A 13,281-nucleotide genomic window follows, 5' to 3' on the forward strand; every position below is an offset into this window, starting at 1 on the left:
ACGGATTACAGAATCGCTTTAGCCTGTTTCACCACGTTTTCCACGGTGAAGCCAAACTCTTCGAACAGCAGTTCCGCTGGAGCAGACTCACCGAAGGTGGTCATGCCCACGATAGCGCCGTTCAGGCCAACGTATTTGTACCAGTAGTCAGCGATGCCGGCTTCGATAGCTACACGAGCAGAAACAGCTTTCGGCAGCACGGATTCACGGTAAGCCGTATCCTGCTTGTCGAACGCGTCGGTAGACGGCATGGACACCACGCGCGCTTTCACGCCTTCGGCAGTCAGCTTGTCCCATGCGGCCACCGCCAGCTCAACTTCAGAGCCGGTAGCGATGAAGATAAGCTCTGGCTGACCTGCGCAATCTTTCAGCACGTAGCCGCCGCGAGCGATGTCTTTCAGCTGCTGCTCGGTACGATCCTGCTGAGCCAGGTTCTGGCGAGAAAGGATCAGCGCGGTCGGGCCGTCGTGACGCTCAACGCCGTACTTCCACGCGACTGCGGACTCAACCTGGTCACATGGGCGCCAGGTGCTCATGTTTGGGGTCACACGCAGGGAAGCAACCTGCTCAACCGGCTGGTGAGTCGGGCCATCTTCGCCCAGGCCGATGGAGTCGTGGGTATACACCATCACCTGACGCTGTTTCATCAGCGCAGCCATACGCACCGCGTTACGGGCGTATTCTACGAACATCAGGAAGGTAGAGGTGTACGGCAGGAAACCGCCGTGCAGGGAGATACCGTTGGCGATAGCGGTCATACCGAATTCGCGCACGCCGTAGTGGATGTAGTTCCCGGCGGTATCTTCGTTAATAGCTTTAGAACCAGACCAGAGAGTCAGGTTAGAAGGCGCCAGGTCAGCGGAGCCACCCAGGAATTCCGGCAGCAGCGGGCCGAACGCTTCGATAGCATTCTGGGACGCTTTACGGCTGGCGATCTTGGATGGGTTAGCCTGCAGCTTAGCGATGAACTCGTTCGCTTTTGCGTCGAAGTCAGAAGGCATTTCGCCTTTCACGCGGCGAGTGAACTCTGCGGCTTCCTGCGGGAAGGCTTTCGCGTAGGCAGCGAACTTCTCGTTCCATGCGGCTTCTTTAGCCTGACCCGCTTCTTTCGCATCCCACTGCGCGTAGATGTCAGAAGGGATTTCGAACGGTGCGTGGTTCCAGCCAAGCGCTTCGCGGGTCAGTGCGATTTCTGCATCACCCAGCGGGGCGCCATGAGAGTCATGGGTACCGGCTTTGTTCGGGGAACCGAAACCGATGATGGTTTTGCACATCAGCAGGGATGGTTTGTCGGTCACCGCACGCGCTTCTTCTACTGCACGTTTGATAGCCGCGGCATCGTGGCCGTCTACACCGCGCACGACATGCCAGCCGTAGGCTTCGAAGCGTTTTGCGGTATCGTCGGTGAACCAGCCTTCAACGTGACCGTCGATGGAGATGCCATTGTCGTCATAGAACGCAACCAGTTTACCCAGCTTCAGGGTACCAGCCAGGGAGCAAACCTCGTGAGAGATGCCTTCCATCATGCAGCCGTCACCCATAAATGCATAGGTGAAGTGGTCCACGATGTCGTGACCCGGACGGTTGAACTGTGCCGCCAGCGTTTTCTCTGCGATAGCCATACCGACCGCGTTCGCAATACCCTGACCCAGTGGACCAGTCGTGGTTTCAACACCGGCGGTGTAGCCCACTTCCGGGTGGCCCGGAGTCTGGGAGTGCAGCTGACGGAAGTTTTTCAGCTGTTCAATCGGCAGATCATAACCGCTGAGGTGCAGCAGGCTGTATATCAGCATAGAACCGTGGCCGTTGGACAGCACGAAGCGGTCGCGGTCAGCCCAGGATGGGTTCTGTGGGTTATGGTTCAGGAAATCACGCCACAGGACTTCGGCAATGTCGGCCATGCCCATAGGGGCACCCGGGTGACCGGATTTGGCTTTTTGTACTGCGTCCATGCTGAGCGCACGAATAGCATTGGCAAGCTCTTTACGAGAGGACATTTTGACTCCAGATCGGATGGTTGAAGGTCGCGCCTTGACTACGATGCGTTATGGGCTACGCCCGAAAATGTGACAACAATGTACACCAGGGGAATGGTCATGTACATGCGGCGTGCCGTTGACAGGGTAAGAAATCTCTGGATAACGCTCGCAAGTTGCGCAACCTGATGCGCAGGCCATTTATTCTTCTTTATACTGGTTCTGGAGCCGCCTCGCCTGCGGTAAATCCGATTCTGTTTTTACCTATTATAAAGAAAGGAAAATGGCCATGAAGATGCGCCCAATATTGTTGAGCCTGAGCGTCGCAGCCCTGCTGAGCGGCTGCCAGGGAATGGATTCCAACGGGCTATTGACCTCTGGAGCCGAAGCTTTCCAGGCCTACACTTTAAGCGATGCGCAGGTGAAAACCCTGAGCGATGATGCCTGTAAGCAGCAGGACAGCAAAGCTACGATAGCCCCGGCAGACAGCCCATACACCCAACGGCTGAACAAAATTGCCTCCGCGCTGGGGGATAACATCAACGGTCTGCCGGTTAACTATAAAGTTTATGTGACCAAAGACGTCAACGCCTTCGCCATGGCGAACGGCTGCATCCGCGTCTACAGCGGCCTGATGGACATGATGGACGACAACGAAGTTGAAGCGGTGATTGGCCACGAAATGGGGCACGTCGCGCTGGGCCACGTGAAAAAAGGGATGCAGGTCGCGCTCGGGGCTAACGCAGCCCGCGTTGCTGCCGCATCCGCAGGCGGCGTGATTGGCAACCTGTCGCAGTCTCAGCTTGGGGATTTAGGCGAAAAACTGGTGAACGCTCAGTTCTCCCAGCGTCAGGAATCTGAAGCGGACGACTACTCTTACGATCTGTTGCGCAAACGCGGCATCAACCCGACCGGTCTTGCCACCAGCTTCGAGAAGCTGGCTAAGCTCGACGAGGGCCGTCAAAGCTCCATGCTGGACGACCACCCGGCGTCTGCCGCTCGTGCCCAGCATATCCGCGACCGCATGGCAGCGGATGGGATTAAATAAAGCGATACCGCCCCCAACGGGGCGGTATTTAAAGGCTTATTCGCCTTTCTTGGCCGCCTGGATATACAGCATTTCCAGCGCCAACGTTGCCGCAGCCAGCGCGGTGATTTCAGACTGGTCGTAGGCCGGAGCCACTTCCACCACGTCCATCCCCACGATATTCAGATCTTTCAGGCCCCGAACCAGCTTGATAGCACGATCGGACGTCAGGCCACCAATCACCGGCGTACCGGTTCCCGGCGCAAACGCGGGATCCAGGCAGTCGATGTCAAAGGTCAGGTAAACCGGCATGTCACCGACGATCTGCTTAACCTGGGCAATAATGTCGTCTACGCCGCGATCGTTTACCTGGCAGGCATCCAGCACGGTGAAGCCGTTATCTTTGTCGAACTCGGTACGAATACCGATCTGCACGGAGTGGTTCGGATCGATCAGGCCTTCGTTTGGCGCGGTGTAGAACATCGTGCCGTGGTCGAACTCGCAGCCATTCGCGTAGGTGTCGGTGTGCGCATCAAAATGCACCAACGCCATTTTACCAAAGTGCTTCGCGTGAGCACGCAGCAGCGGCAGAGTCACGAAGTGGTCACCGCCGAAGGAAAGCATACGCTTGCCGGAAGCCAGCAGACGCTCAGCGTGCGCCTGGAGATTTTCGCTCATCTCACGGGCATCGCCGAAGGCGTAAACCAGATCGCCGCAGTCCACAACGTTCAGACGCTCGCGCATGTCGAAGTTCCACGGGAAGCGGTTTCCTTCCCATGCCAGGTTGGTGGATACCTGACGAATCGCTGCCGGGCCATGGCGGCCGCCTGCGCGACCGGAAGTTGCCGCATCAAACGGAACGCCGGTGATCACCCAGTCTGCATCGCTATCGTACGGCTGGAAATTCAGCGGGAAACGTAAAAAACCAAAGGCATTAGATACCAGGGAGTTATCGTATTTGTGGCCTAAGGTGCTCATTGTCTGACCTCTCGGTTGGGGTTAAAAAACGCCTAAAAAAAATCCCCTCCGCGTCGTTAAACCCGACGAGGAAGGGATTGGATTGGGTGACTACTATTTATTGCGCGGATTATCGCCGCTAATTCATACAGGTTCAAGAGAGTATAGGCTATTGCACGCTCTTTGCCCCTCTCCCTGAAGAGGAGAGGGGAAGCGATAGCTTACTCGTCTTCCAGATACGTATAACCGTACAGACCCGCTTCGAACTCTTCGAGGAACTGCTGCTGCAGCGCATCGTCAAGGCCGGTGTTCTTGACCTGGTCGCGGAACTGAGTCAGCAGCTTGTTCGGATCGAGCTGCACGTACTGCAGCATGTCCGCCACGGTATCACCTTCGTCAGACAGTTCAACTTCCACGGAGCCATCAGGGAAGACGAAGACGTCCACAGCCTCGGTGTCACCGAACAGGTTGTGCATGTTGCCCAGGATTTCCTGGTACGCACCCACCATGAAGAAGCCCAGCATCGGTGGGTTCTCCGGATCGTATTCCGGCATCGGCATCGTCGTGGCTATGCCGTCGCCATCAATATAGTGGTCAATTGCCCCATCGGAGTCGCAGGTAATGTCCAGCAGCACCGCACGGCGCTCAGGCGCGTGATTCAACCCTTCCAGCGGCAGTACCGGGAAAAGCTGATCGATCCCCCACGCATCCGGCATCGACTGGAACAGCGAGAAGTTGACGTACATTTTGTCCGCCATGCGCTCCTGCAGTTCGTCGATAATTGGACGGTGCGCGCGGTTGCTTGGATCAAGCTGCTTCTGCACGTCGTGGCACATGTTCAGGTAAAGCTGTTCTGCCCAGGCACGCTCCTGCAGGCTATATGCTCCGGAGGAGTAGCCGACGTGGATATCGTGCAGGTCCATCTGGCTGTCGTGCAACCATTCACGCAGCGAGCGGCGAGTCCCAGGCTGATGCATCTCCTCCCAGGTTTCCCACATGCTTTGCAGTGCGCGAGGGGCGTCAACCGCAGGTGGAGTTGCTTCGGTATATTCGTTACGCTCCACGCCGATAATATTGGAAACCAGCACTGTGTGGTGCGCGGTCACGGCGCGGCCAGACTCGGTGATCACCGTCGGGTGCGGCAGACCATTTTCTTCACAGGCATCGCCAATTGCCCAAATAATATTGTTCGCGTATTCATTCAGGCCGTAGTTAACGGAGCAGTCGGACTGGGAGCGAGTCCCTTCGTAGTCCACGCCCAGGCCACCGCCAACGTCGAAGCACTGAATGTTCACGCCCAGCTTATGCAGCTCAACGTAGAAGCGCGCGGACTCACGAACGCCGGTGGCGATATCGCGAATGTTCGCCATCTGCGAACCCAGGTGGAAGTGCAGCAGCTGAATGCTGTCCAGGCGGCCGCGTTCACGCAGGATTTCCACCAGCTGCAGAACCTGGTTTGCCGCCAGGCCAAATTTGGACTTCTCACCGCCGGAAGACTGCCATTTACCGGATCCCTGAGAGGCCAGACGTGCGCGAACGCCCAGGCGAGGAATCACATTCAGTCGCTCGGCTTCTTCCAGCACGATGCCAATTTCGGACATCTTCTCGATAACCAGGTAGACCTTATGGCCCATCTTCTCGCCGATCAGCGCCAGGCGGATGTATTCGCGGTCTTTATAGCCGTTACAGACGATAACCGACCGGGTCATGCCCGCATGCGCCAGCACGGCCATCAGCTCGGCTTTAGAACCCGCCTCCAGGCCCAGCGGTTCGCCGGAATGAATCAGCGACTCAATCACACGGCGGTGCTGGTTAACTTTGATCGGGTAAACCAGAAAATAATCGCCGTTGTAGCCGTAGGATTCACGCGCACGCTTAAAGGCGGCGTTAATCGAACGCAGGCGGTGCTGCAGGATCTGCGGGAAGCAGAACAGCGCAGGCAAGCGCTGGCCCTGAGCTTCACGCGCTTTCACCAGTTCGGCGAGATCCACGCGAGCTTCCGGAACGTCCGGATCCGGGCAAACGCTAATATGGCCCAGTTCGTTAACGTCATAATAGTTATTGCCCCACCAGGCAATATTGTATGTACGCAGCATCTTGCTGGCTTCCTCGGAGCTCATGGCAACCTCCTGAATGGAACGATGTACATCCTGCTCGCCCACTGACGAACCCGAAACAGAAGTGATTTTGTCAGTCATGGCGAACCTCAAATTTTGTCGATTGTGCAAAACAGTTGACTACTATCGCAGGGGTATCCTGCAATAACAACCCATTAACAGCGCGCATTGACAGCACAAGACGCTGACAGCCAGGCTGTGCGACCGGTTTCATTTTCATATCATTGTAAAACACGTATCCGAACCCTGTATGACAGGACGGCGAAACCACGAGAAAACTCTTGTAATACAAGAGCGCCCTTGTTCAGTTACCACGGCGGATTACAGACCGGCCCGGGGATCCTGAGAAGCGCCGAGATGGGTAAAACATCGGCAAGTTTGAAAGCATGAGATGCAGGCTGCGAGGAGCATACGCGCGCCAGAACGGCGTGCTGGGTTATGTGAATGACGGCGGTTCATTACTTGTATCACCTCCACGCATACGTTGAATATGTATGCGACAAGCCAAAGCTGCGAACACTGTACCTGACAGGCTCTAAATAATTGCTCAACCCGGCTGGAAGTGGGCAACACGAATCGTGTGCTTTTGATTAAGCCGCGCGCGCCGCTTTATACCCATATAAGGGGTAAAAAGCAAAACAAAATGTGTAAATTGCCAGCAGTGTCAGCTCCACTTTCCACTCAAGATTTATCACATGTTGCCGTTACCCTAAAAAATTCTGGCTATCTGCCGATTGTCTAATCTAAAATGGCCGTCCAGATGTTAATCCATCTATACTGATTAACTGTTAGACTGCCTGTTTTTCAATCTGTGGCAATAAGTTCCCGGGTTGGTCTATCTCGCCACCGCTGTGGCGTAGAGCAGCAGCCTGAACTAAATAAATCCTCTTAGGGTGAAGAAAATATGGCTAAACACCTCTTTACGTCCGAGTCTGTATCTGAAGGGCATCCTGATAAAATCGCTGACCAAATCTCCGACGCCGTCCTTGACGCGATCCTCGAGCAGGATCCGAAAGCACGCGTAGCCTGTGAGACCTACGTCAAAACCGGTATGGTTCTGGTTGGCGGCGAAATCACCACCAGCGCGTGGGTTGATATCGAAGAAATCACCCGCAAAACCGTGCGTGAAATCGGCTATGTGCATTCAGATATGGGCTTTGATGCCAACTCCTGCGCTGTTCTGAGCGCGATTGGTAAACAATCCCCGGACATCAATCAGGGCGTTGACCGTACCGATCCGCTGGAACAGGGTGCGGGCGATCAGGGCCTGATGTTTGGCTATGCGACCAACGAAACCGACGTGCTGATGCCAGCGCCAATCACCTACGCCCACCGTCTGGTGCAGCGTCAGGCTGAAGTGCGCAAAAACGGCACCCTGCCGTGGCTGCGCCCGGACGCGAAAAGCCAGATCACCTTCCAGTACGACGACGGTAAAATCGTCGGTATTGATGCGGTTGTGTTGTCCACTCAGCACTCTGAAGACATCGCGCTGAAAGACCTGCAGGAAGCGGTGATGGAAGAGATCATCAAACCAGTTCTGCCGGGCGAGTGGCTGAACGCCTCCACCAAATACCACATCAACCCAACTGGCCGTTTTGTTATCGGTGGCCCAATGGGTGACTGCGGTCTGACCGGGCGTAAAATCATCGTTGATACCTACGGTGGTATGGCTCGTCACGGTGGCGGCGCATTCTCAGGTAAAGATCCGTCTAAAGTTGACCGTTCTGCTGCCTATGCTGCGCGTTATGTCGCGAAAAACATCGTCGCCGCTGGCCTGGCTGACCGCTGCGAAATTCAGGTTTCTTACGCTATCGGCGTGGCAGAACCTACTTCCATCATGGTGGAAACCTTCGGTACCGAGAAAATCTCTACCGAGCAGCTGACCCTGCTGGTACGCGAGTTCTTCGACCTGCGTCCATACGGCCTGATTCAGATGCTGGATTTGCTGCATCCGATCTACAAAGAAACCGCCGCATACGGTCACTTTGGTCGCGAACATTTCCCATGGGAAAAAACCGACAAAGCCGTACTGCTACGTGAAGCCGCTGGCCTGAAATAACCCGCCACCGCTTTGTACTTTAAAGGCCAGCTTATGCTGGCCTTTTGCTTTTTGGTTCTGTACCTACAGATTTCTCTTCTCCTGGCTCCCTGCTATCACCGGCAACAATTTGAAACCGATTACACATAACAGGAATAGCCTTTATTGCCACTTTTATTCATATGTGCGTTCAGGCACATCATTTGTTACATAACAGCTCATCAAACACCGATTTTTAACCGCAGGACGGATTTTATTAGCCGTAAATTCCCTGTCTTATCAACATTAAGTTTCCTCTCAATTTAGACCTCTAGTGTAAACGATTACATCACTGTGATTATCATCACACACTTCCGCCGTTTACTGCCCTACCCTTAAAAACGTCAAATCCGAAAAAATCCACGTGGAGGGCGATATGCCTGACAATAAAAAAACCGGGCGCTCCAACAAAAGCATGACCTTTTTTGTCTGCTTCCTCGCCGCGCTCGCCGGCCTGCTGTTCGGCCTGGACATTGGGGTGATTGCCGGTGCGCTGCCGTTTATCGCTAAAGACTTTGCCATCACCTCCCACACCCAGGAATGGGTGGTGAGTTCGATGATGTTCGGGGCAGCCGTCGGGGCCATCGGCAGCGGCTGGCTCTCTTTCAAACTGGGGAGAAAATACAGCCTGATGATAGGTGCCGTGCTGTTTGTGCTCGGTTCCCTGTTCTCGGCCTTTGCGCCCAATGTTGAAGTGTTGATCGTGTCTCGTGTCCTGCTGGGCCTGGCCGTTGGCGTCGCTTCCTATACCGCCCCGCTTTACCTGTCAGAAATTGCGCCGGAGAAGATCCGTGGCAGCATGATCTCCATGTACCAACTGATGATCACCATCGGTATTCTGGGCGCTTATCTCTCCGATACCGCTTTCAGCTACACCGAATCCTGGCGCTGGATGCTGGGCGTGATCACCCTTCCCGCTCTGCTACTGCTGGTTGGCGTGTTCTTCCTGCCGGACAGTCCGCGCTGGTTTGCCGCCAAGCGCCGCTTCCACGATGCTGAACGCGTGCTGCTGCGCCTGCGCGATACCAGCACAGAGGCGAAACGTGAGCTGGAAGAAATCCGCGAAAGCCTGAAGGTGAAACAAAGCGGGTGGTCGCTGTTTAAGGACAACTCGAACTTCCGCCGGGCGGTCTTTCTTGGCGTATTGCTGCAGGTCATGCAGCAGTTCACCGGCATGAACGTCATCATGTACTACGCACCAAAAATCTTCGAAATTGCCGGGTTCGCGAATACCACGCAGCAAATGTGGGGCACCGTGATCGTGGGCCTGATTAACGTGCTGGCTACCTTTATTGCTATCGGTCTGGTTGACCGCTGGGGACGTAAACCTACGCTGGTGCTCGGCTTCCTGGTCATGGCCGTCGGCATGGGCGTGCTGGGCACCATGCTACACGTCGGCATCCATTCCCAGGGCGCGCAGTACTTTGCGGTTGCCATGCTGCTGATGTTTATCGTTGGCTTCGCCATGAGCGCTGGCCCGCTGATTTGGGTGCTGTGCTCGGAAATCCAGCCGCTCAAAGGGCGCGATTTCGGCATCACCTGCTCCACCGCCACCAACTGGATTGCCAATATGATTGTCGGCGCCACCTTCCTGACTATGCTGAACACGCTGGGCAACGCTAACACCTTCTGGGTTTATGCGGCGCTGAACCTGTTCTTTATCGTCCTGACGCTGTGGCTTATTCCTGAGACGAAACATGTCTCTCTGGAACACATCGAACGTAACCTGATGAAAGGCCGTAAATTACGCGAAATCGGCGCACACAACTGAGTCCTGAAAGCCCCTTCCGGTAACGGGAGGGGCTTGCACCGCGCTTCCTGCCCCATTATTCTCTGCCGTTATGAAAGTCCTCAGACTCCCTATCGCTCTCCAGCAAGCCGTTATGCGCTGCCTGCGTGAAAAACTTCAGCAGGCCAACGCGCATTTAGGCACTCATTATCCTGAGCCCAAAGTGGTTTATCAGCAGCGCGGCACCGCCGCCGGCACTGCCTGGCTGGAAAGCAACGAAATTCGCCTGAATCCGGTGCTGCTGATGGAAAATCAGCAGGCTTTTGTCGAAGAAGTTGTCCCCCATGAGCTGGCTCACCTGCTGGTATGGAAGCACTTTGGCCGCGTCGCCCCCCACGGCAAGGAATGGAAATGGATGATGGAAACCGTGCTCGGCGTCCCGGCCCGCCGCACGCATAAATTTGAAGTCGATTCGGTACGCAAAAATACCTTCCCCTACCGCTGCCCTTGCCAGCAGCATCAGCTCACCGTGCGCCGCCACAATCGGGTGCTGCGCGGCGAAGCCGAATATCGCTGCACTCATTGCGGCCAGTTATTAAAACTCGACGTTACAACCCCATGTAATTAATCGTTTATTTCTGGAATTTTTACACTACCTCTGATTGAAACTGGATATCCGATCAGGTAGGGTGCGGGCACGTTTTAGTAAGGATTCTGGAAATGTCTCGCAAAATTTCTTGGGCTGTTGCATTCGTTGCAGCCTTCAGTTCGCTTCCCGCCTTCAGCAACGGCATCAATAGCTTCGCACAAGCCAAAACCGCAGGCGTCAAGGTCAACGCCGATGCTCCGGGCGACTTCTACTGCGGCTGTAAAATTAGTTGGCAGGGTAAAAAGGGTATCCCGGACCTGGAGTCCTGTGGCTATAAAGTGCGGAAGAACGAAAACCGGGCCACCCGCATTGAATGGGAGCACGTCATGCCTGCCTGGCAGTTCGGCCACCTGCTGCAGTGCTGGCAAGACGGTGGACGTAAAAACTGCGCCAAAGATCCGGTATACCGCAAAATAGAAAGCGATATGCATAACCTGCAGCCTGCCGTGGGCGAGGTTAACGCCGACAGAAATAACTTCATGTACAGCCAATGGAACGGCGGCGAAGGCCAATACGGCCAGTGCGCAATGAAAATTGATTTTAAGGATAAAGTGGCCGAGCCGCCGGAACGCGCTCGAGGCGCAATTGCGCGCACTTATTTCTACATGCGCGACCAATACCAGCTGTCGCTTTCTCGCCAGCAGACTCAATTATTCCAGGCCTGGGATAAACGCTACCCGGTCAACACCTGGGAGTGCGAGCGGGATGAGCGCATTGCGAAAGTCCAGGGCAATCATAATCCATATGTGCTGCGGGCTTGCCAGGCGCGAAACAGCTAACCTACACTAGCGGCAATTCTTTATTTGCTGTGACGAATATCGCCCTCGACCTACAGACAAGAGGGTGAAAATCCCCTCTCCCTTTTTGGGATAGAGTCAGGATAAGAGCCCATTCCTGCAGCGCAACTAACCGGAACTCACTTCATGCGTATACCCCGCATTCACCATCCTGAAAATCTTTCCGTTGGCCAGGACGTTGCCCTGAGCGAAGATGCGGCTAACCACGTTGGACGCGTGCTGCGCATGAGCGCGGGCCAGGCTATTCAGCTGTTCGACGGCAGCAATCAGGTGTTCGACGCGAAAATCGTGCAGGCGGATAAAAAAAGCGTGCGCGTTAAAATCCTGGCGGGCAACGAGGACGACCGTGAGTCACCGCTCTGGCTGCATCTCGGCCAGGTCATGTCCCGCGGCGAAAAGATGGAATTCACCATTCAAAAAGCCGTGGAGCTGGGTGTGAACGAGATTACACCATTGTTTTCCGAGCGCTGCGGGGTAAAACTGGATGCGGAAAGGCTGAACAAGAAACGCCAGCAGTGGCAAAAGATTGCGATTGCCGCCTGTGAGCAATGCGGCCGCAACCGGGTGCCAGACATTCGCCCGGCGATGGACCTGGCCGCCTGGTGCGCCGAGCAGGATGACGCCCTGAAGCTCAATCTGCATCCGCGAGCCAGCGCCAGCATCAACACGCTGCCGCAGCCGGTCGAGCGCGTCCGCCTGCTGATTGGCCCGGAAGGCGGCCTGTCTGCAGATGAGATTGCCATGACCGCAGAGCACCAATTTACTGATATTCTGTTGGGACCGCGCGTTCTGCGTACTGAGACCACCGCGCTCACCGCCATCACCGCACTGCAGGTGCGCTTTGGCGACCTGGGCTAAAGGAGAACAACAATGATCAAGCTCGGCATCGTGATGGACCCCATCGCACACATCAACATTAAAAAAGACTCCAGCTTCGCCATGCTTCTGGAAGCGCAGCGTCGTGGTTACGAACTGCACTACATGGAAATGGCCGACCTGTATCTGAACAACGGCGAAGCGCGTACCCGCACGCGCCTGCTCAGCGTCGAGCAGAACTACGATAAGTGGTATGAGTTTGGCACCGAGCAGGATATCGCCCTGGCCGATCTGAACGTGGTACTGATGCGCAAAGACCCGCCGTTCGACACTGAATTTATCTACGCGACCTATATTCTTGAGCGCGCAGAAGAGAAAGGCACGTTGATCGTTAACAAACCGCAGAGCCTGCGCGACTGTAACGAAAAGCTGTTCACCGCCTGGTTTGCCGACTTAACGCCGGAAACGCTGGTCACCCGTAACAAAGCTCAGCTGAAAGCCTTCTGGCAGCAGCACGGCGACATCATTATGAAACCGCTGGACGGTATGGGTGGCGCCTCTATTTTCCGCGTGAAACAGGATGACCCAAACATCGGCGTTATCGCCGAAACGCTGACCGAACTGGGTACCCGCTACTGCATGGCGCAGAACTACCTGCCTGCCATTAAAGACGGTGATAAACGCGTGCTGGTGGTCGACGGCGAACCGGTACCTTACTGCCTGGCTCGTATTCCGCAGGGTGGTGAGACCCGCGGTAACCTGGCCGCCGGTGGCCGTGGTGAACCACGTCCGTTGACCGACAGCGACTGGGAAATTGCCCGCCGCGTTGGGCCTACGCTGAAAGCCAAAGGGCTGATTTTTGTTGGTCTGGATATTATCGGCGATCGCCTGACCGAGATTAACGTCACCAGCCCAACCTGCATCCGCGAAATCGAAGCTGAATTCCCTGTGTCGATCACCGGGATGCTGTTCGACGCCATCGAAAAACGCCTCGCTCACTAAGCGCATCTGGCGGGTAGCTGTTACCCGCCTTCCCCCTTCGAAGGCACGATTCACGGCGGGTAGCCCGCCCTCCTTCATTAGTGGTAAGCTGGCCACACTTCGCGCAGCCACTGCCGCTTTTATCAACCGGGATC

Annotated in this window: 12 protein-coding genes; 7 read left to right on the forward strand and 5 right to left on the reverse strand. The window is 55.5% G+C overall.

What is annotated here, in order from left to right; all coding sequences use genetic code 11:
- Positions 1-5: 5 nt before the first annotated feature.
- Complete coding sequence (gene tkt, locus AAIE02_RS20110; RefSeq protein ID WP_498533125.1) at positions 6-1,997, reverse strand: transketolase; 1,992 nt, start codon at positions 1,995-1,997, stop codon at positions 6-8.
- A 268-nt stretch (positions 1,998-2,265) separates the two neighbouring features.
- Here tkt and loiP point away from each other — a divergent pair, with 268 nt between their 5' ends.
- Complete coding sequence (gene loiP, locus AAIE02_RS20115; RefSeq protein WP_008461569.1) at positions 2,266-3,024, forward strand: metalloprotease LoiP; 759 nt, start codon at positions 2,266-2,268, stop codon at positions 3,022-3,024.
- 36 nt (positions 3,025-3,060) lie between these two features.
- Here loiP and speB read toward each other — a convergent pair whose 3' ends face one another.
- The 4 genes from speB to yqgG all read right to left on the reverse strand — a co-directional run bounded on the left by speB (position 3,061) and on the right by yqgG (position 6,650).
- Complete coding sequence (gene speB / locus AAIE02_RS20120; RefSeq protein WP_008461568.1) at positions 3,061-3,981, reverse strand: agmatinase; 921 nt, start codon at positions 3,979-3,981, stop codon at positions 3,061-3,063.
- A 200-nt stretch (positions 3,982-4,181) separates the two neighbouring features.
- On the reverse strand, positions 4,182-6,158 hold the full coding sequence (speA, locus tag AAIE02_RS20125) for a biosynthetic arginine decarboxylase (RefSeq protein WP_008461567.1): 1,977 nt from the start codon (positions 6,156-6,158) through the stop codon (positions 4,182-4,184).
- On the reverse strand, positions 6,151-6,297 hold the full coding sequence (yqgB, locus tag AAIE02_RS20130; RefSeq protein ID WP_157141458.1) for an acid stress response protein YqgB: 147 nt from the start codon (positions 6,295-6,297) through the stop codon (positions 6,151-6,153). Before yqgB ends, speA begins: the two co-directional genes overlap by 8 nt.
- Before the next feature lie 101 nt (positions 6,298-6,398).
- Positions 6,399-6,650 (reverse strand): small protein YqgG, encoded by a 252-nt coding sequence (gene yqgG / locus AAIE02_RS20135; RefSeq protein ID WP_498533126.1) that lies wholly within the window; start codon positions 6,648-6,650, stop codon positions 6,399-6,401.
- Between the two features lie 331 nt (positions 6,651-6,981).
- Between yqgG and metK the strand changes: the two genes are divergently transcribed.
- From metK to gshB, 6 genes are all read left to right on the forward strand, one after another.
- The gene (gene metK, locus AAIE02_RS20140) at positions 6,982-8,136 is read left to right on the forward strand and encodes a methionine adenosyltransferase (RefSeq protein WP_498533127.1); all 1,155 of its coding nucleotides are present in this window, start codon (positions 6,982-6,984) and stop codon (positions 8,134-8,136) included.
- A 394-nt stretch (positions 8,137-8,530) separates the two neighbouring features.
- Entirely contained in the window at positions 8,531-9,925 is a 1,395-nt protein-coding gene (locus AAIE02_RS20145; protein WP_498533128.1) for a sugar porter family MFS transporter, read from the forward strand.
- Positions 9,926-9,995: 70 nt separating this feature from the next.
- On the forward strand, positions 9,996-10,511 hold the full coding sequence (locus AAIE02_RS20150; protein ID WP_336983654.1) for a SprT family zinc-dependent metalloprotease: 516 nt from the start codon (positions 9,996-9,998) through the stop codon (positions 10,509-10,511).
- A 92-nt stretch (positions 10,512-10,603) separates the two neighbouring features.
- Positions 10,604-11,311 (forward strand): deoxyribonuclease I, encoded by a 708-nt coding sequence (gene endA / locus AAIE02_RS20155; RefSeq protein WP_166878139.1) that lies wholly within the window; start codon positions 10,604-10,606, stop codon positions 11,309-11,311.
- A gap of 144 nt (positions 11,312-11,455) precedes the next feature.
- Positions 11,456-12,187, forward strand: a complete 732-nt coding sequence (gene rsmE, locus AAIE02_RS20160) for a 16S rRNA (uracil(1498)-N(3))-methyltransferase (protein ID WP_498533129.1) — start codon at positions 11,456-11,458, stop codon at positions 12,185-12,187.
- Between the two features lie 12 nt (positions 12,188-12,199).
- Entirely contained in the window at positions 12,200-13,147 is a 948-nt protein-coding gene (gene gshB, locus AAIE02_RS20165) for a glutathione synthase (RefSeq protein WP_498533130.1), read from the forward strand.
- Positions 13,148-13,281 lie beyond the last annotated feature (134 nt).

Source organism: Cedecea sp. Ae19-4 (assembly GCF_059801165.1).

What these genes read in the sequence shown, in the direction of transcription:
- tkt (WP_498533125.1), bottom strand. Translation starts at nt 1,997, where the DNA reads ATGTCCTCTCGTAAAGAGCTTGCCAATGCTATTCGTGCGCTCAGCATG.
- loiP (WP_008461569.1), top strand. Translation starts at nt 2,266, where the DNA reads ATGAAGATGCGCCCAATATTGTTGAGCCTGAGCGTCGCAGCCCTGCTG.
- speB (WP_008461568.1), bottom strand. Translation starts at nt 3,981, where the DNA reads ATGAGCACCTTAGGCCACAAATACGATAACTCCCTGGTATCTAATGCC.
- speA (WP_008461567.1), bottom strand. Translation starts at nt 6,158, where the DNA reads ATGACTGACAAAATCACTTCTGTTTCGGGTTCGTCAGTGGGCGAGCAG.
- yqgB (WP_157141458.1), bottom strand. Translation starts at nt 6,297, where the DNA reads ATGAAAATGAAACCGGTCGCACAGCCTGGCTGTCAGCGTCTTGTGCTG.
- metK (WP_498533127.1), top strand. Translation starts at nt 6,982, where the DNA reads ATGGCTAAACACCTCTTTACGTCCGAGTCTGTATCTGAAGGGCATCCT.
- AAIE02_RS20145 (WP_498533128.1), top strand. Translation starts at nt 8,531, where the DNA reads ATGCCTGACAATAAAAAAACCGGGCGCTCCAACAAAAGCATGACCTTT.
- AAIE02_RS20150 (WP_336983654.1), top strand. Translation starts at nt 9,996, where the DNA reads ATGAAAGTCCTCAGACTCCCTATCGCTCTCCAGCAAGCCGTTATGCGC.
- endA (WP_166878139.1), top strand. Translation starts at nt 10,604, where the DNA reads ATGTCTCGCAAAATTTCTTGGGCTGTTGCATTCGTTGCAGCCTTCAGT.
- rsmE (WP_498533129.1), top strand. Translation starts at nt 11,456, where the DNA reads ATGCGTATACCCCGCATTCACCATCCTGAAAATCTTTCCGTTGGCCAG.
- gshB (WP_498533130.1), top strand. Translation starts at nt 12,200, where the DNA reads ATGATCAAGCTCGGCATCGTGATGGACCCCATCGCACACATCAACATT.